Origin of the sequence: Amycolatopsis japonica (assembly GCF_000732925.1) — a bacterium.
Lineage (GTDB): Bacteria > Actinomycetota > Actinomycetes > Mycobacteriales > Pseudonocardiaceae > Amycolatopsis > Amycolatopsis japonica.
The window spans coordinates 7264652-7282233 of record NZ_CP008953.1; the positions used below are offsets into that span (position 1 = coordinate 7264652).

Genomic DNA, 17582 nt, shown 5'->3' on the forward strand with positions numbered 1-17582 from the left:
AGGTGTGTGGAAACAGGGACACTCAACGTCCCTATATCCACACACCCCCGACCCAAGTGGTAGCAAAGGTCCCTTGCTCCCCCGCCGCCGGGAAAGCGCAGGTCAGCGACGGCGCCGCAGCCCGACGAGACCCGCCAGCACCACCGCGCTGAGAGCGCCCAGCCACCCGACCACCCGCGAAAGCTCCACGGCCCGCGTCACATGCCCGGCGTCCGGGTTGCGCCCGATGCCGAGCACCGGCAGTTCCTCGACCCCGTGCGGATACACCGTCCGCCCGCCGACGCGGATCTCCAGCGCCCCGGCGAAAGCGGCCTCGACGCGGCCGGCGTTCGGGCTCGGGTGCGCGGCGGTGTCCCGCCGCCACGCCCGCCACGCGCCGCCCGCCGAGCCGCCGACGACCGGGGCCGCGAGCACGGTCAGGCCGGCCGCGACCCGCGTGGGCACGAGATGGACGATTTCATCCAGCCGGGCGACGAGCCACCGGTACCGCTCGGGGCGTCCGCGGCCGATGCCGCGCAGCAGGCTGATCGCGCGCGAGCCGAGCAGACCGGGAACGCCGGCCAGCGCTCCCCACACCAGCGGCGCGACGACGACGTCCGCGGTGTTCTCGGCGAGGGTTTCCACCGAAGCGCGCGAGAGGCCGATGACGCCGAGATCGTCGGCGACTCGCGGGTCCAGTGTGGACAGTGTGCCGCGAGCGGTCTCGAGTTCGCCTTCTTCGAGATCCCGGGCCAGTGAGGTGCCGTGCGCGGCCAGCCCGGCGGCGCCGAGGACGGCCCAGGTCGTCACCGCGGTCGTGGTCGCCTGCAGGACGGGGCTGCGCCGTCCCGCCCGCTCGGCGAGTACGCCCGCCAGCACGGCGGAGCCCGCGAGGCCGCCGGTCCACAGGACCCCGGTCACCGGATGCTTCGACCGGACCTTCGCGTCCACCGCCGAAGCCGCCCTGGCGAACGCCGTCACCGGACGCCGCGACCGGGGGTCCCCGATCGCCCCGTCCGCGGCCACCCCCAACACCAAGCCGATCGCGCGCGCCGCGCTCACCATCGCCCCCTGCATGCAGTATCCCTGGAAGACCTGCAGAGATTACTCGAAGATCATCCGTCCAGAAGGACGGCCATCTCGTCACGCGCCTGGATGACGATGTCCCGCATCGCGCGTTCGGCCCGGTCAGGGTCACCGGCGTCGACGGCCACCGCGACCTCGACGTGCAGGGCGACGGCCTCGGGCTGCGGCTCCTCGGGCATCAGGCCGTGCCCGGTCCGCCCGGCGAGCACCTCGGCGACGACCGCCGAAAGCTGGGCGAACATCGGATTCCGCGACGAGGACAGCAGCAGATCGTGGAAAGCGACGTCGTGCCCCAGAAAAGTGTCGAGGTCACGCCGGTGCGCCGTCTCCTCAAGCCGCTTCGCCAAGGCCCGGAGTCGGCCGCCCTCCTCCGGCGTCGCCCGTAGCGCGGCGTACCGGGCGGCACACGGTTCCACGCCGGAACGCAGTTCGGTGAGGGTGCGCAGCGCGGTCTTCCGCTCGGAGCCGTCGAGTTGCCAGCGGAGCAGTCTCGGGTCGTAATGGTTCCACTCGCTCGGCTCGCGCACGATCACCCCGACCCGGCGCTTGCTGCTGGTCAGGCACATCGTTTCGAGGACTCGCACCACCTCGCGCGCCACCGTGCGAGAGGCGCCGAACCGCTCTTGGAGCTCCTCCGAGCGCAGTACGGAGCCCGGCGGGAGCTCCCCGTTCGCGATCGCGGAGCCGAGCGCGTCGAGCACTTCGGCATGCCTGTCGTTGCCCACCAGGCGACTCTAACGTTCTGACTCGATTAAGTAGTACTTGATGTTGCTTAAGTAGTACTTTTGAGCTGTACTCGTCCCGGCTACAACGACGTGGGAGGTACGGATGACCGTCATCGTGGTGATGGGCGTTTCCGGCTCGGGCAAGACGACCGTGGGCACGGCACTCGCCGAACGCCTCGGCGTCGACTACGCCGAAGCGGACACGTTCCATCCGAAGGCGAACATCGACAAGATGAGCTCCGGCCACCCGCTGAACGACGAGGACCGGCAACCCTGGCTCGAAGCCATCGCCACCTGGATCTCCGACCATCAGTGCTCCGGCGGCGTCGTCACGTCTTCCGCGCTCAAGTATCGCTACCGCGACATCCTGCGCAGCGGCGGGAAAGTCTGGTTCCTGCACCTCCACGGCGACCGCGACCTGCTCGCCGATCGGATGAAGACCCGCTCCGGCCACTTCATGCCGGTGTCCCTTTTGGACTCCCAGCTCGCCGACCTCGAACCGCTGCGTCCGGACGAGCACGGCCTCGTCGCCGACATCGCGAAGAAGCCGGAAGAGATCGTCGAAACCGCCCTTTCCGCTTTCAAGGACCGCTGATGACCACCACCCTCGCCGCCGCCTGGACCGGACACGACACCCGCCTCATCGGCGCGACGGTGCTCGCCATCGCCGTGATCGTCGTCCTGATCACCAAGGCGAAGCAGCATCCGTTCCTCGCCCTCATCCTCGGCTCCGGCGTGCTCGGGCTCGTCGGCGGAATGCCGGTCGACAAGCTGATCAAGAGCTTCAGTTCCGGTGTCGGCTCCACCGTCGCGTCGGTCGGCGTGCTGATCGCGCTCGGCGCGATGCTCGGCAAACTGCTCGCCGACTCCGGCGGCGCCGACCAGATCGTCGACACCATCCTGCGCCGCTCGGGCGACCGCGCCCTGCCGTGGGCGATGGCGCTGGTCGCCGCGCTGATCGGCCTGCCGATGTTCTTCGAGATCGGCCTGGTCATGCTGATCCCGGTGATCCTGCTGGTCGCCAAGCGCACCGGGAAACCGTTGCTGATGCTGGGAATCCCCGCGCTCGCCGGGCTTTCGGTGCTGCACGGTCTCGTCCCGCCGCACCCCGGCCCACTCGCCGCCGCGGGCGCGCTGAACGCGAACGTCGGCCTCACCCTGGCCTTCGGCCTGCTCGTCGCGATCCCGACGGTGATCATCGCCGGTCCGCTGTTCGGCAGGCTGGCCGCCAAGATGGTCCCGGACGCCGTCGCGCCGGAGCGGCTCGTCCCGGAATCGTCCTCTTCGGACGGACGACGTCCCGGCTTCCTCGCGACGCTGTCGACGGTGCTGCTGCCGGTCGTGCTGATGATGGGCAAGGCGCTCGCGGACATCCTGCTGGCGAAGGAGAACCACCTCCGCCGCGTGCTCGACTTCATCGGCGACCCGCTGGTGGCCCTGCTCGCCGCGGTACTGCTCGGCATGCTCACCCTGGGCAAATCCGCGGGCTTCACGCGGGACAAGCTTTCGTCCACAGTGGCCGATTCGCTGCCGCCGATCGCCGGCATCCTGCTCATCGTCGGCGCGGGCGGCGGGTTCAAGCAGACCCTCGTCGACGCCGGGGTCGGCAACGTCATCACCAGCCTGGCCACCGGCGCGAACCTGTCGCCGCTGCTGCTCGGCTGGCTGGTCGCGGTCGCGATCCGGCTCGCCACCGGTTCGGCGACGGTCGCCACCGTGTCCGCCGCGGGCATCGTGGCGCCGCTCGCGGCGACCATGGATCCGTCGCACAGCGCGCTGCTGGTGCTGGCGATCGGCGCCGGTTCACTGTTCTTCTCCCACGTCAACGACGCCGGGTTCTGGCTGGTCAAGGAGTACTTCGGGCTTTCGGTCGGGCAGACGCTGAAGAGCTGGTCGATCATGGAGACGGTGATCTCGGTGGTCGCGATCGCGCTGATCCTGCCGCTGGGCGCCTTGTTGTAGGTCCGGCTTGACACGTGACCTTTTAGTCACCTATTCTTCCGACGTGCCCGACGACGACCTGGTTTTCAAGGCCCTGGCGGATCCGACTCGCCGGTTCCTGCTCGACCAGCTGTTCGCGCGTGACGGCCGCACGCTGACCGAACTCGAGTCCGAAGTGGACATGAGCCGGTTCGGCGTGATGAAGCACTTGAAACTGCTGGAAGAAGCCGGACTTGTCGTCACGCGCAAGGAGGGCCGGGAGAAGAAGCACTTCCTCAACCCGGTACCGATCCGGCAGATCCACGACAGGTGGATCGACAAGTTCACGGAGCGCAACGTGACCGCGTTGCTCGACCTCAAAGCCGAACTCGAGACCGAGGAGCCCTCATGACCGACACCCAGGTTTACCGCGTGTACATCAAGGCCACCCCGGAGAAGATCTGGGACGCGATCACGAAGCCCGAGTGGTCGCGGAAGTACGGCTACACCGGCCTCGTCGACTTCGACCTGCGGCCGGGCGGCAAGCACGCCACCCACCCGACGCCCGAGTACGTCGAAGCGGGTTTCACCAACGACTTGGTCGACGGCGAGGTCCTGGAGGTGGATCCGCCACGCAAGCTGGTCATCACCTGGAAGCTCCTGATGGACCCGTCCTTCGACAAGGAGCCGTACACCAAGCTCACCTACGAGATCGAAGAGACGAAGACCGCGGGCACCCGGCTGACCGTCACCCACGACGTCACCGACGCGCCGACGACGGCCGCCCTGGTCAACGGTTCCCAGGAGGACATCAACGCCGGACCGGGCGAGAACGCCGGCGGTGGCTGGGCCTGGATCCTGTCGGACCTCAAGACGCTGCTGGAGACGGACGAGCCGCTCGTCCCCGCCGCTTCCTGAGCGCGTGAAGGCCTCCTTCCCTCGGCTGAGCCGAGGGAAGGAGGCCTTCACGCGCGATCTAGACCCGTTTGGTCGCGGCCTTCAGAGAGGCCTTCGCGGAGGCGGAAGCGCCGATCGTGTCCAGCGCGAACAGCGCCGCACCGACCACAGGAGCCACATCGACCACCTGGATCGACGCCCGCGGCGCCACTTTCAGGCACCGCCGTTCGATCTCCGCGATCACCTGCGCGCCGACCCCGGTCAGCACTCCCCCGCCGAGAATGACTTCGGGTGCCTCCTCGGTGAGTTCGAGCCGCCGCAGGATGACCGAGACCAGCAGAGCGACCTCTTCGACGAACCGGTCGACCACGTCCTGCGCCACCTCGTCGCCGTCCGCCGCGACGGCGAACAGCAGCGGGCACAGGCCGTGGATCGAATCGGAGTGCAGATCCTGGAAGTGCAGGCGCTGCACCACATCCAGCACCGAAGACGCCTTGAAGTGCGCGGTGACGGCGGCCTGCAGAGCCGTCCCCGGACCGCGGCCGTCCTCGGCGCGGACGGCCCACCACAGCGCCTCCTCGCCGAGCCGGTAGCCGCCGCCCCAGTCGCCGGAGATCTTGCCCAGCGCGGGAAACCGGTGTTCACGGCCGTCGGCGCTGACACCGGCACCGTTGATCCCGGCGCCGCACACCACCGCCACGCCCGTCCCGTCGGAACTGCCCGCACGCAGCAGCGCGAGCGTGTCGTTGCCGACGATCAGCGTGTCGCTCCAGCCGCGTGCCGCCAGCGCGGCGTGCAGGATCTCTTCCTCCCGCGGGAAATCCAGCCCCGCGAGATAGGCCGACGTATGTGTCGCGAAAGGACGTTCGTCGGGAAGCCCTGCCCCGCGAAGGGCTTCCAGGACCAGCTTCTCCAGCGCTTGGACGCTGCCGTCGACCCCGATGTTCTGCGGGGAAGCACCCGGTCCTCGCGACTGCCCGAGCACCCGCCCGTCCCGCGAGACGATCAGGACGTCGGTCTTGCTGTTGCCGCCGTCGATCGCGACGACGACGTCCTGTGAGCCGGCCGTCATGCCCCCGCCCACGGCAGGAACTCACGGTTGATCTGCACCAGCGAGTCGGCGAGCTGATCCGCCTTGGTGTACTGGCCGACCAGCGGATGCGCGAGCAACGCGTCGGCCACCCGGTCCCGGCCGCCCTTGATCGCCGCCTCCAGCGCGAGGTGCTCGTACGCGGTCACCCCGGCGATGAGCCCGGCGAACCGCTGCTCCACGGGCGGCTGCGCGATCGGGCGCGGCCCGTTTCCGTCCACAAGGGACGGAACCTCGATGACGGCGTCGTCCGGCAGGAAGTCGAATGTGCCTTCGTTACGGACGTTGACGACGTGCTCTTCGGCGGGGCCGCCTGAGGTGAGCGCGTGCACGAGCTGCACCGCGGCCTCGGAATAGTAGGCACCGCCCCGCTTTTCCAGCTGCTCCGGTTTGGTCACCACCTCCGGGTCGAGGTACACCTTGAGCAGTTCCTCCTCGACGTCGCTCACGACGTCCGCGCGCGGCCGCTCGGTGCGCTGCTTCGCGACCTGCTCGTCGTGCCCGTAGTAGTACTTCAGGTAGTACGACGGCACGACGTTCATCCGCCGCATCCACTCGACGGGCGCGGTGACGTGCTCGCCGAGGTATTCCGCGTGCTCCGCGAGCAGTTCCGGCAAGCGGTCCTCGCCGTTGACGAGCACCTTCCGTTCCCAGCTCAGGTGGTTCAGTCCGGTGTGGACGAGTTTGACGTCGTCGATCCCGGCACCGAGCAGATGCGCGAAGGTGCGCTGGAGGTGGATCGCGACGTTGCAGAGGCCGACGGCGCGGTGGCCCTCGTTCAGCAGCGCCCGCGTGACGATGCCGACGGGGTTGGTGAAGTTGACGATCCACGTGTCGTCCCCGGCGATCTTGCGGACCCGGTCGGCGATGTCGAGCACCACCGGCACGGTGCGCAGCGCCTTCGCGAGGCCGCCCGCGCCCGTGGTCTCCTGCCCGACACAGCCGCAGGCGTGCGGGAACGTCTCGTCCCCCCGGCGGGCGCGCTGCCCGCCGACCCGCAGCTGGATCAGCACCGCCGACGCGCCGTCGACGCCCTCTTCGAGGCTCGACGTGGTGCGGACCCGCGCCGGATGCCCGGCGTGGCTCAGCAACCGGTTGCTGAAGTCCCCGACCGCCTCCACCCGGTACGCGTCCGGATCGATCAGCACGATCTCGTCGACGTCCAAAGTGGACCGCCGTCCGGCGATCCCGTCGATCAGCTCGGGCGTGTAAGTGGACCCACCACCGACGACTGCCAGTTTCATCCCTTGACCCCTGTGAATGTGATGCCCTTGACGAAGGACTTCTGCGCGAACACGAACAGCACGATCACCGGCAGCATGATCAGCGCGGTGGCCGCCATGGTGAGGTTCCATTCCACGTGGTGCATACCGCGGAACGACGCGATCGCCAGCGAGAGCGGCCAGCTGTCGCGGGTCTCACCGGTGTAGAGCAGCGGACCGAAGTAGTCGTTCCAGGTGAACAGGAAGCAGAACATCGCGGTGGCCGCGATCCCCGGCTTCGCCATCGGGATCAGCACCTTGACCATCGCCTGGAACTCGTTGCAGCCGTCGATCTTCGCGGCTTCGAGGTAGTCCTTCGGAATGGTGAGGAAGAACTGCCGCAGCAGGAAGATCGAGAACGCGTCGAAGAAGAAGTACGGCACGATCAGCGGAACCAGGGTCCCGGTGAACCCGAGCCGCACCCACAGGTCGTACAACGGGACGACGGTGACCTGCGGGGGCAGCATCATCGCGGCCATGGTCAGCATGAAGAACAGGTTCTGCCCGCGGAACTTCAGCTTCGAAAGCGCGTACGCCGCCGGAATCGCCGAGACGAGCGCCCCCACGGTGGCCAGCGTCGAATACAGGATGCTGTTGCCGAAATACTGCAGCAGCGGCGCCTTTTCGAACACCTCGATGAAGTTCTCGAAGTGCCATTCCTTCGGCCAGAAGTTCGACGAGAGCGCCTGATCGCTGGACATCACCGCGGTGAGGAACACGAACAGGATGGGCAGCATGAAGATCACGCCCATCGCGATGCCCACGCTGTGCGTCGCGATCCAGTACAGCTTCTTGTCCCATTGGCGCCGCACCCGCACCCTCGGCGGTTCGGATGCCGGGGCGGTGTGCCGGGGCTCGGCCAGTGTGGTCATCCGCCCTCCTCCTGATGCTGGGTCTTGCGCAGCTGCCGGACCAGGATCCAGGTGAACCCGGCCGACACGATGAACAGCAGGACCGCCATCGCCGCCGCGTAACCCATGTTGAAGTACCGGAAACCCTGGACGTACAGCCAAACCGGATAGGTCAGCGTCGAATTCTGTGGTGCGCCGATGAATCTCGTGTTGCCCGCGACGTCGGCCGCGCCCGCGGCGGCCGATCCCGCGACGATCGCCTGCGTGAAGAACTGCAACGCGAAGATCATCGAGTTGACGATGCCGAACAGCAGCACCGGCGAGATCGACGGGAGCGTGACGTGCCAGAACCGGCGGACCGGCCCGGCGCCGTCGAGTTCGGCGGCCTCGTACTGTTCCTGCGGAACGTCGAGCAGCGCCGCCAGGATGATGATCATCAGCTCGCCCGAACCCCACATCACCAGCAGGGTCAGCGCGGGCTTCGACATCGCCGGGTCGTTGAACCACAGGCCGCCGTCGATGCCGACCGCTCGCAGGAACGCGTTGACCGGGCCGTATTCCGGGTTGAACAGGAACACGAACGCCAGGGTCGCCGCGGCGGGCGGGGCCAGCGAGGGCAGGTAGCAGAGCGTCCGCACCAGGCCGACGCCCGACTTCAGCCGCGAGATGATCGACGCCACGCCGAGCGAGAACACGACCCGGCAGAACGTCAGCACGATCACCAGCCACAACGTGTTGTACGCGGCGGTACCGACCAGCGCTTCGCTGGTGAACATGCGGATGTAGTTGTCGAAACCGATGAACTCGGGCGCGTTGATCAGGTCGTAGCGGGTGAACGAGTAGTACACCGTGGCGATCAGCGGGTACCCGAAGAAGATCAGGAACCCGAGGGTCGCCGGTGCGATGAAGTAGAAGACGGTGCGACGGCGGCGCGCTGCGTTCCCCTTCCGCGTCCGGGTGGACGCGGAAGGGGAGGCGACCGCCCTGGGATCCAGGGTCGAAGTCATGCGATCAGCCGCCGGCGCGTTTCTGGGCCAGCTCGTCGTTGATCTGAGCGTCGACCTGCTTGAGCCCCGCGATCATGTCGGGGACGTTGCCCGCCTGCCACTTCTCCGCGAAGTCGTTGACGGCCTTGAGGTGCGCGTCACCGATCGGCGTCGACGGGTTGGGCATGAGCTTTCCGCCGTTGTACAGGTCGAGGAACGTCTTGAACTCCGGCGTGACCTCGAGCTTCGGGTCGGTCAGCGCGGCCTTGGTGCTCGGGACGTTCTTCAGGCCGTTCGACAGGTCGACCAGCGTCGAGGTGTCGAGGGTGACCTGCTTGATCAGTTCCCAAGCGGCACCGGGGTTCTTGGCACCCTTGGGGATCGCGATGATCGTGCCCGTGGTGAACGCGCCGCCGTAGCGGTCCGGCTTGCTGTCGAGCACCGGCGGGGCCGCGGTGCCGAATTTGAGCTCCGGCGCCTGGTCCTTGATGAACGCGGTGCGGTACTCGCCGTCGATCATCATCGCGAGCTTGCCGCGCTGGAAACCGTGGTCCGCCGAGTACTCCTCGCCGAGGCCGGCCTTGAACTGCTCGACCTTGGCGTGGCCGCCGTAGAAGTCCACGAGCTGCTTCTGGAAGTCGAACATCGCCTTCCACTCGGGGCTGTCGGCGAGGTGCGACTGGCCGTCGGGGCCGATGTAGGTGGCGCCGAAGTTCGGGGCCCAGTACTGCGCCATGTTGGCGTAGAACGGCATCGACGGCAGGAAACCGGCGACCTTGATGGAGCCGTCCGGGTTGAACTCGGTGAGCTTCTTGGTGGCCTCGAACAGTTCCGAGGTCGTCTTCGGCGGCGACGTGATGCCCTTCGCCGCGAACATGTCCTTGTTGTAGTAGAAGCCGTAGACGTCGGCGAGCAGCGGCATGGCACAGCGCTTGCCCTGGTATTCGGTGTAGCTGCGGACGGCGTCCGGGATCTGGTTCAGGTCGATCTTGTCGCGATCGATGTAGGGCTTGAGATCCTGGAAGCTGCCCGTCGAGCACCACGCGCCGAGGTTGTCGGTGAAGAACGAGATCGCCACGTCCGGCGGGTTGCCACCGCGGATGGACTGGGTGATCTTGTCGTCGTCCTGCTGGCCTTCGTGCTTGATCTCGATGTTCGGGAACTTCGCCTTGAGCTTGTTGAGCCCGGCGGTGACCACGTTGTACTCACGGTCGGTGAACTTGCTGTAGACGGTCAGCGTGAGCTTCGCGTCCGCGGCCGGGGCGGCCGCCGCGTCGCCCGACCCGCCGTTCGGGCCGCTTGCGGCGCCCGAACAGGCGGACACCAGCGCGGCGACGGTGACCGCGCCGAGCACTATCGAGCCGCGCCAACGGCGGCCGCTTCTCCGAACCTGGGTCGTGGAACTCATGACCCTCCTCCTAGTTGGTTGGGGCGGGAGACGGTGGTTCTGTTCGTGAATCCGGGATAGCCACGATCGGGTTCGGCTCTCCCGCCCCGGACCGTCTCGGCCCGAGGAGCGAAGGGGTGTTGACGCCGAAGACGTCCCTGCGCACGGTGGCGAGCGCCGACTGGAGCGCGCCCGCGCGGACCGCGTTGCCCTGCACCGAAGCGACCCCGACGGGGGTGCGGGGCAGGACCAGTTCGTGCAGCCTTTTCGCGACCAGCGCGGCGAATTCGTCGCCACCGGCCCGGCTGGTGTCGCCGGAAAGCAGCACGAGTTCGGGGTCGACGACCGCGATCAGGCTGGCCGCCCCACCCGCGACACGGCGGGCGAGGTCGTCGAGGAAGGCTTCATTGCCGCTCTTGCGGGCTTTGGCGACCGCGTCGGCGCCGGTCTCGGCCTCGAAGCCGTGCGCGGCGGCCAGCTCGACGACCGCCGGCGACGCGACGAGGTCGCCGAAACGATCTCCCCCGCGTGCCGTTTCCTTCCGCGTGGCAACGGAAACCGGATCGGGGACACGCATCCAGTCGATCTCGCCGCCACCGCCGGTCGCGCCGCGCAACAGCCTGCGGCCGACCACCACCGCGCCGCCGACGCCGTCGCTGAGCCAGATCATCACGAAGTCGTCGAGCCCGACGGCCTGGCCGACCGTCATCTCCACGATCGCGACGAGGTTGACGTCGTTCTCGATGGTGACCTCGACACCGAGCTCCCGGCTGAGCCTGCTCGGCACGTCGAACCCGAGCCAGCCCGGGATGTGCGGCGCGGAGGAGAGCAGGCCGGTGCGCGGGTCGAACGCGCCCTGTGCGCCGATGACGACGTGGCGGAGATCGGTGGCGGCGAGCCCGGCGCTGTTCGCGACGTGGGTGAGCGCTGCGCCGAAGGTGCCGACGACGTCCGCGCCCTCGTGGACCGGCAGCGGGACCTGGTACTCGGCGAGCACCGCGCCCGTGACGTCGGAAACGACGAAGTCGGCCGTCTGCGGGGTCAAGTCCACGGCCGCGACGTAGGCGACGCCGCCGTTGACCTGCCAGAGCTGCGCCCTCGGGCCACGGCCGCCACCGCGGACGCCGGCCTTGGTGACGACGTCGTCCTGTTCGAGGCGGGTGAGCAGCTGCGCCGTCGCGGGCTTGGACAGGCCGATCGCGACTTCGAGCTCGGAGCGCGTCAGCGGCCCTTCCCTGAGGAGGACCTCGATGGCCGCGCGATCGTTGATCTCGCGCAGCATTCGCGGACTGCCGGCTCGCACTGGAGTTCACTCCCGACTTCGTTAGGAAACTTTACAGACGGTTTCCGGGGACTGTAGTGAGCCGAGCCACAGCCGTCAACGGGGTCGGGAAACGGGGAGGTAACGCTTGCCGTGTTCCGCACAGCGGGTATACGTACCGGTGCGGAGGGTGGCTGTTCGGGCGGACCTGCCTGGTGAGTGGTCCGTGCCAGACGACGAAGGGCCGCTCAGGAGGTTCGAGGCCTCCCGGGCGGCCCTTCGGCGACGCGGTGGGGACGGCGAACCGCCGCAAGGTGTTCTTCGCCGCCTTGAGGGCGAATCGCCAACCCTTCGGCTCTGGCTACCGGCTCGTGGTCGAACCCGCCTGAGTACATGAAGGCCCCCTTCATGGCGCTAGGCGCAATGAAGGGGGCCTTCATGTACTCGGCAAAGGCGTGAAGGTCGAGTTTCCTCGGCTGAGCCGAGGAAAGGGGGCCTTCACGCGCAGCCGTTGTGACTGCTGGTGCGAGTGAGGCGAACGCGGCGATTATCGAGTCCGTGAAGGCCTCCTTGAGGGACTCTGGGTCCCTCAAGGAGGCCTTCACGGAACGGTAATTGTTGATCTACGGCTGACCTGTGCGTGGGCGCCGTTCCGGACCGGGCCGAGCGTTGTCGATGAAGGATTTGGGACGTTCACTGTCCCAAATCCTTCATCAACGGATGTACAACGCCCCGAACCCGTCAGGCGCGACCCACACCAGTGGACAAGCAAAGACGAGTCCCTCAAGGAGGCCTTCACGGAACGGGTCAGACGCCGGCCCAGGCCGCCAGCATCACGCGCGCGATCGACGAGTTCCCCGGCAGCACCAGCTGCCGCGTCCCGCCGGCGATCGGGGTCGGCACGGCGCCCGCGTTCCGCAGCTGACTGTTCGCGAAAGCAGCCCGCACTTCTTCGCGCGAAACCCAGAACGCCTCTTCGATCTCCCCCTCGGCGGGCACCAGCTGAGAAGAGATGTCCGCCCGCGCGGTGAAACCGAGCATGATCGACCGCGGGAACGGCCACGGCTGGCTGCCGAGATAGCGCACATCGCGCACCTCGACGCCGACCTCTTCGCGGATCTCCCGCTCGACACAGCCTTCGAGCGACTCCCCCGCCTCGACGAAACCGGCGAGGATCGAATACCGGTCCGGCGGCCAGATCGGCTGCCGGGCCAGCAGGACGTGCTCGCCGTTGACGCCGGCGTCGTCGTGCACGAGGCAGATCACGGCCGGGTCGGTGCGCGGGTACTCCTCCCGGCCGCAGCCGGTGCATTTGCTCGCCCAGCCCAGCTGGACCAGCTCGGTCGGGCTTCCGCAGCGCGTGCAGAACTTCGCCTGCCGCCGCCAGGCCTGCAGCGCCTGCGCGGTGGTGAACAGCCCGGCAGACGTGTCGTCGAGCAGGTCGCCGTAGCCGCGCAGGTCGACCCAGATCTCGCCTTCGTGCCGGGCGACCTGTTCCACGACGCCCCAGCTGCCCGCCATTTCGACGGTCTCGGTCTCGCCGGCGGGGCGGCCGGGCATCGACCAGTAGTCGGTGCCCTGCCACTCCCCCAGGAAGACCGCCTCGGCGGGCGGCTCGGTGCCGAACTCCTGCGACTTGCGGGTCGCGAGGCTGCCGGAACCCTCCACCACCGGGGTGCGCGCGTGCTCGTCGAGCAGCACGACCCGGGCGTTCGGCCAGCGCTCGGCGAGCCTGTCCGGGTTGGTGCGCAAGGATTCCTGACGGTCCGCCGTGGAGCGCGAAAGCGTCGGGAGCGCCCCTAACCCGAACGGCGTCTCCATCAGGCGGGCTCCCCGACGGTCACGTCGCCCAGCGCCGTCAGCTTCGGCGCGAGGACATCGGCGTCGCCGACGACGACCCCGGTGAACCGCTTGGGCGCGAAGAACTCCAGGGCGGCGTTCGCGACGTCTTCGGCGGTGACCGCGGCGAGGCGCTCCGGGTGCCCGGCGAGCCATTCGACACCCAGCCCCGTCGCGGCGAGCGCGGACAGCTGCGCGGCCAGGCCGCCTTGCGACGACGCGGCCGTCACCAGCGAACCGATCGCGTACTGGCGCACCGACTCGACCTCTTCGGCGGTCGGCGGCACGAGACCCAGCCTGGCCAGCTCGTATCGCGTCTCCATGAGCGCGGCGGCGGTCGCGTCGGTCGCGGTGTCCGCGTCGACGTTCACCACGGCGGTCTTGTCGGTGAACTCGAATCCGGAGTGCGCGCTGTAGGTGTAACCCTTGTCCTCACGGATGTTCTCGACCAGCCGCGAGGAGAAGTACCCGCCGTAGACGAGGTTCGCCAGCTGCAGCGCCGGGTACCGCGGGTCCGTGCGCGACACGGTCTGCGCGGACAGCCGGATCTGCGACTGCACGGCACCGGCCCGCGGCACCAGCAGGACATTGCCGCCGACGAGGTCGGGCAGCGGGGGCAGGCGGACGGCGGAACGGTCCGAAGCCCAGCCGCCGAACGCCTTCTCCAGGTCGCCGATGACGGTCTCGGGGTCGATGTCGCCGACGATCACCAGCACGGATCCCCGCGGCAGCACCGAAGCCCGGTGCAACGCGCGAACCTGCTCGGGCGTCACCACGGCCACGTCTTCGGCCTGCGGGACCTCGCGCACGGCGGGGTGGTCGCCGTAGCGGTGCTTCTGCAGCGCCTCACGGGCGATCGTCCTCGGCTGCGTGCGGGACACGGCGATCCGCTCGATGAGCCGCTCGCGTTCCCGCTCGACCTCGGCGTCCGCGTACGACGCGCCGGTGAGCGCGTCGGCGAGGACGTCGAGCATCGTCGGGAGGCCGTCGGCCAGCGAGGTGCCGGTGACGACCAGGCGCTCCGGGTCGACGCCGGACGCGAGGTCGCCGCCGATCAACGCCAGATCCGCGTCGATCTCGATGCGGTCGCGACGGGCGGTGCCGGTCAGCAGGGTTTCGGCCAGCACCTCGGCGGTGGCCGGGTGCAGCTTGTCCTCACCGGCGAACGGGATCCAGACGCGCAGCTCGACCAGCGGCACGGTGGGCTTGCGGACGGCGAGCACCCGCAGGCCGTTGCTCAGCGTGGTGTCCACATGGGACAGATCCGCGGCGGCGCGCTGCGTCCCCAGCGACGGGACCGGACGCGGCCCGGCGGCCGTGCGGCCGATCTCCTCGGCGGTGCGGTGCGGTGCGCTCACTGCTCGGAACCTTCCTGCTCGGAATCAGCCTGCTCGGAATCAGCACTGCCGGGGCGGACGACGAGGACGGCCCGCGAGTCCGGCCGCAGCGCCTTCGCCGCCGCCGAAACGGCTTCCGCGGTGACCGCCGACATCTTCTCGGCGAGCCGGTACACCAGCGACGCGTCGCCGTAGAGCAGCTCGAACGAGCCGAGCGCCAGCGTGCGGGACACCAGCTTGTCGTGCTCGGAGTGCAGGCTCGCGGCCCAGCGCGCGGTGACCTTCTTGAGTTCCTGGTCCTCCGGCGGCGTGGCCGCCAGCTTCTCCAGTTCCTCGTCCAGCGCGGCGAGGACCTGGTCGGTGCTCACCTCGTGCGGGTGGATCGCGGTGATGGTGAACGTGTCCGGGTCGCGCGCCTCGAACGGGCCGAAGAGCCCGGCGCCCGCGCCGATGTCGACGACCAGCGGCTCACGGTGCACCAGCCGCTGCTGCAGCCGGGAGCCGTCGCCATCGGTCAGCACGCCGGCGAGCACGAGGTTCGCCAGGTAGCCGTCGAGGTCGTTGATCGGGTCCGGCATGCGGTAGCCGACGCCGACCGCGGGCAGCGGGGCGTGCGGGTCGACGTGCTCGCCGCGCAGCTCGCCCTCGGGGGCGGGCTCGGCGAACGACGGACGCTGCGGCGCGGGCCGGTGCGGAACGTCGCCGAAGTGCTTCTCGATCAGCTCGCGGGCCTCCTCGACGGTGAAGTCACCGGCGACGGTCAACACCGCGTTCGCGGGCGAGTAGTAGGTGTCGAAGAAGGCCGCGCAGTCGTCCAAGGTGGCCTGTTCGAGATCCTCGAAACCGCCGTAACCGTTGTGCGCGTTGGGGAACGTGGAGTACAGCACCGGCGGGAGCAGGATCCACGGGAACCCGCCGTACGGCCGGTTCAGCACGTTGAGGCGGATCTCCTCCTTGACCACGTCGATCTGGTTGGCCAGGTTCTCCTGCGTCAGCTTCGGCGCCCGCATCCTGTCCGCTTCGAGGAACAGGGCGCGCTCGAGAGCCGCGGCGGGGAGTACCTCGAAGTAGTCCGTGTAGTCCGGATGGGTGGAGCCGTTGAAACTGCCACCACTCGACTGGACGTACCGGAAGTGCGCGAGCTTCTCCAGGCTCTCGCTCCCCTGGAACATCAAATGCTCGAAGAGGTGCGCGAAACCGGTGCGCCCTTCGGGCTCGGAACGGAAGCCCACGTCGTAGTGGACGCTGACACCCACCACCGGAGCGGTCGTGTCGGGCGCGAGCACCACGCGCAGACCGTTGTCGAGGGTGAATCGGACAAGCTCGGGATCGGCCATGCGCACCACCCTACGGGCTACTCAGGCCTCCAGGCGACGACCCTGGCGGGTCGCGGCGAAGGTTCCCACCAGTGCGGCGGTGAAGTCGCTCACCCGCGCGATCGGGACCTCTCCGTCGTCTTCCTTGCCGTACCAGTAGATCTTGGGCGGACCCTTCAGTTCGGCGAATCCGGCGACCCACCGTTCTTGTTCGCCGAGAGCGAGCGCGTACGGCAGCGCCCGGGAAAGGAGCACCTCGCGTTCGAGCTTCGGGACGTCCGTCGCCTTGGTCGCCAGTAGCGCCTCACGGACGCCGAGGAGCCGCCGGTGCAGCAGCACTCCGGCGCCGGTGCGCACCGGCAGCCATCGGGCGGCGACGGCGAGTACCGCGCCCGCGGCGATGACGATCAGCCCGAGCTGCGCGTAGCCGACGGTCAGGGCCAGCAGGACGGTGAGGAACAGGCCGTAAAGGCAGATCCGCAGGCCGACGCGCGTCAGCCTGCCCGGCAGACGCGAATACCAGCGGCGCTCGACAACGCTGTCGTCCAGCTTCTCCCGCACCGATTCGACGCCGATCCGCGCGGCCTGGATCTCCGACAGCAGTACCGACTCGCTTTCGCCGGGCAGGAGGAGGTCGAACACGGCGCGTTCGTAGTCGGTCAGCTGCTCGTCCGGCGGATTGCGGCGGACGAGCCGCCAGCCGGTCAGCTCGCCGGGCTCCTCACTCACCCAGAAGTAGTTCCGGACCGCGAGGTCGACGACCGTCGCGGCCAGGTCGACGGCGTCGGCGCGGCCCGAGAGGACGGTCCCGACCTGTCCGGGAAGCACACCGTCGGGTGACGAGAACGCCTTCCCGGTGAGCAAGCGGACCGGGAGCGCGTCGCCCGGGTGCCTGTCCCGCCTCCGCAGGAGGGCAAGGCCGACGGCGGCCGCGATCAGCACGAGGGCGAAGCCACCCCACGCCCAGCCGACCGGGGCGGTGAGCACGAACGCCCCGGCGAAGGTCTTCGACGGCTCCAGCCGCGCGTTCGCCGGGACGGTGCCGCCGGGCAGTTCGACGGAGATCTCCATCCGCTGCCCCGGCGCGAGGTTCTGCTGGCTGAACCGGGTCAGCCCGGAATGCGCGATCTGGGCGGTCGCGCAGTGCGCGCGCGACCCCTCGGGCCCGACGTAACAGGAGACCGCGTTCGGGATGGCCGGCGCGGCGAAGCTCGCCCGCACGAGTTCGAGCCGGGCGTCCCAGCCGCCCGCGAGCTGCCAGCTCACGCGGGTCAGGCCGTCGGCTTCGGCGACCGCACCGTCCACTGTGTACCGGACGATCGAGGTGCCGCCCTTGAGCTTGACGGTGAGCTCGTCATCGGTCAGCTCGGCGTTGCCCGCCCCCTCGATGACGACGTCCCGGATGCCGATGATCCGGTCGCGGTCGCGCGGGGCGGCCGTGCGGAGCGGGATCCGGCGGGTCATCGTCGCCTCGCTCGGCACGGACACCGCCTCGACGACCGTGAGCGCGCCGTCGCGTTCCACCTTGAGCGAGATCTCCGCGCTGTTCGGCAGTGCTGGCAGTTGCGGTTCGCTCTGCGCTCCCGCCGGTGCCGCACCCAGCACCAGCAGGAGAAGCACCGGCAACAGCACGCATTTAGTCCTCT

General features: G+C 68.9%; 16 protein-coding genes. 4 read left to right on the forward strand and 12 right to left on the reverse strand.

Going from position 1 to position 17582, the window contains the following annotated elements:
• Positions 1-102: 102 nt before the first annotated feature.
• The gene (locus tag AJAP_RS33340; RefSeq protein ID WP_174492061.1) at positions 103-1056 is read right to left on the reverse strand and encodes a cobalamin biosynthesis protein CobD/CbiB; all 954 of its coding nucleotides are present in this window, start codon (positions 1054-1056) and stop codon (positions 103-105) included.
• Between the two features lie 38 nt (positions 1057-1094).
• Entirely contained in the window at positions 1095-1790 is a 696-nt protein-coding gene (locus tag AJAP_RS33345) for a FadR/GntR family transcriptional regulator (protein WP_016331555.1), read from the reverse strand.
• A 103-nt stretch (positions 1791-1893) separates the two neighbouring features.
• Here AJAP_RS33345 and AJAP_RS33350 point away from each other — a divergent pair, with 103 nt between their 5' ends.
• From AJAP_RS33350 to AJAP_RS33365, 4 genes are read left to right on the forward strand one after another with little or no spacing between them, the layout of a single operon-like run.
• Positions 1894-2385 carry a gluconokinase gene (locus AJAP_RS33350; RefSeq protein WP_038518897.1) on the forward strand — a complete coding sequence of 164 codons (492 nt, stop codon included), beginning with the start codon at positions 1894-1896 and terminating at the stop codon, positions 2383-2385.
• Positions 2385-3752 carry a GntT/GntP/DsdX family permease gene (locus AJAP_RS33355; protein WP_037332001.1) on the forward strand — a complete coding sequence of 456 codons (1368 nt, stop codon included), beginning with the start codon at positions 2385-2387 and terminating at the stop codon, positions 3750-3752. Before AJAP_RS33350 ends, AJAP_RS33355 begins: the two co-directional genes overlap by 1 nt.
• A 43-nt stretch (positions 3753-3795) precedes the next feature.
• The gene (locus AJAP_RS33360) at positions 3796-4122 is read left to right on the forward strand and encodes an ArsR/SmtB family transcription factor (protein ID WP_016331552.1); all 327 of its coding nucleotides are present in this window, start codon (positions 3796-3798) and stop codon (positions 4120-4122) included.
• Entirely contained in the window at positions 4119-4628 is a 510-nt protein-coding gene (locus AJAP_RS33365; RefSeq protein ID WP_038518901.1) for an SRPBCC family protein, read from the forward strand. The genes AJAP_RS33360 and AJAP_RS33365 overlap by 4 nt, the downstream gene beginning before the upstream one ends.
• 58 nt (positions 4629-4686) lie before the next feature.
• Here AJAP_RS33365 and AJAP_RS33370 read toward each other — a convergent pair whose 3' ends face one another.
• The 10 genes from AJAP_RS33370 to AJAP_RS33415 all read right to left on the reverse strand — a co-directional run bounded on the left by AJAP_RS33370 (position 4687) and on the right by AJAP_RS33415 (position 17568).
• Positions 4687-5691, reverse strand: a complete 1005-nt coding sequence (locus AJAP_RS33370) for an N-acetylglucosamine kinase (RefSeq protein WP_038518904.1) — start codon at positions 5689-5691, stop codon at positions 4687-4689.
• Positions 5676-6941 carry a 6-phospho-beta-glucosidase gene (locus AJAP_RS33375; RefSeq protein WP_038518907.1) on the reverse strand — a complete coding sequence of 422 codons (1266 nt, stop codon included), beginning with the start codon at positions 6939-6941 and terminating at the stop codon, positions 5676-5678. Before AJAP_RS33375 ends, AJAP_RS33370 begins: the two co-directional genes overlap by 16 nt.
• Entirely contained in the window at positions 6938-7831 is an 894-nt protein-coding gene (locus AJAP_RS33380) for a carbohydrate ABC transporter permease (protein WP_038518910.1), read from the reverse strand. Before AJAP_RS33380 ends, AJAP_RS33375 begins: the two co-directional genes overlap by 4 nt.
• Positions 7828-8817 (reverse strand): carbohydrate ABC transporter permease, encoded by a 990-nt coding sequence (locus AJAP_RS33385; protein WP_038518913.1) that lies wholly within the window; start codon positions 8815-8817, stop codon positions 7828-7830. The genes AJAP_RS33380 and AJAP_RS33385 overlap by 4 nt, the downstream gene beginning before the upstream one ends.
• Positions 8818-8821: 4 nt before the next feature.
• On the reverse strand, positions 8822-10204 hold the full coding sequence (locus tag AJAP_RS33390; RefSeq protein ID WP_037332011.1) for an extracellular solute-binding protein: 1383 nt from the start codon (positions 10202-10204) through the stop codon (positions 8822-8824).
• A 10-nt stretch (positions 10205-10214) separates the two neighbouring features.
• The gene (locus tag AJAP_RS33395) at positions 10215-11465 is read right to left on the reverse strand and encodes an ROK family transcriptional regulator (RefSeq protein WP_038518915.1); all 1251 of its coding nucleotides are present in this window, start codon (positions 11463-11465) and stop codon (positions 10215-10217) included.
• Between the two features lie 786 nt (positions 11466-12251).
• Positions 12252-13265, reverse strand: coding sequence for an NAD(+) diphosphatase (gene nudC, locus AJAP_RS33400; protein ID WP_038518918.1), 1014 nt, complete (start codon positions 13263-13265; stop codon positions 12252-12254).
• Positions 13265-14641: a M16 family metallopeptidase gene (locus AJAP_RS33405; RefSeq protein WP_038518922.1), complete on the reverse strand. Its 1377-nt coding sequence runs from the start codon at positions 14639-14641 to the stop codon at positions 13265-13267. Before AJAP_RS33405 ends, nudC begins: the two co-directional genes overlap by 1 nt.
• Positions 14638-15957, reverse strand: a complete 1320-nt coding sequence (locus tag AJAP_RS33410; protein ID WP_038518925.1) for a M16 family metallopeptidase — start codon at positions 15955-15957, stop codon at positions 14638-14640. The genes AJAP_RS33405 and AJAP_RS33410 overlap by 4 nt, the downstream gene beginning before the upstream one ends.
• Positions 15958-15978: 21 nt before the next feature.
• Complete coding sequence (locus tag AJAP_RS33415; RefSeq protein WP_038518927.1) at positions 15979-17568, reverse strand: DUF2207 family protein; 1590 nt, start codon at positions 17566-17568, stop codon at positions 15979-15981.
• Positions 17569-17582: the final 14 nt, after the last annotated feature.

Bases quoted from the DNA above. Each gene is read 5' to 3' on its own strand.
- AJAP_RS33340 (WP_174492061.1), bottom strand. From the start codon at position 1,056: ATGCAGGGGGCGATGGTGAGCGCGGCGCGCGCGATCGGCTTGGTGTTG.
- AJAP_RS33350 (WP_038518897.1), top strand. From the start codon at position 1,894: ATGACCGTCATCGTGGTGATGGGCGTTTCCGGCTCGGGCAAGACGACC.
- AJAP_RS33355 (WP_037332001.1), top strand. From the start codon at position 2,385: ATGACCACCACCCTCGCCGCCGCCTGGACCGGACACGACACCCGCCTC.
- AJAP_RS33365 (WP_038518901.1), top strand. From the start codon at position 4,119: ATGACCGACACCCAGGTTTACCGCGTGTACATCAAGGCCACCCCGGAG.
- AJAP_RS33375 (WP_038518907.1), bottom strand. From the start codon at position 6,941: ATGAAACTGGCAGTCGTCGGTGGTGGGTCCACTTACACGCCCGAGCTG.
- AJAP_RS33380 (WP_038518910.1), bottom strand. From the start codon at position 7,831: ATGACCACACTGGCCGAGCCCCGGCACACCGCCCCGGCATCCGAACCG.
- AJAP_RS33385 (WP_038518913.1), bottom strand. From the start codon at position 8,817: ATGACTTCGACCCTGGATCCCAGGGCGGTCGCCTCCCCTTCCGCGTCC.
- AJAP_RS33390 (WP_037332011.1), bottom strand. From the start codon at position 10,204: ATGAGTTCCACGACCCAGGTTCGGAGAAGCGGCCGCCGTTGGCGCGGC.
- AJAP_RS33395 (WP_038518915.1), bottom strand. From the start codon at position 11,465: ATGCTGCGCGAGATCAACGATCGCGCGGCCATCGAGGTCCTCCTCAGG.
- nudC (WP_038518918.1), bottom strand. From the start codon at position 13,265: ATGGAGACGCCGTTCGGGTTAGGGGCGCTCCCGACGCTTTCGCGCTCC.
- AJAP_RS33410 (WP_038518925.1), bottom strand. From the start codon at position 15,957: ATGGCCGATCCCGAGCTTGTCCGATTCACCCTCGACAACGGTCTGCGC.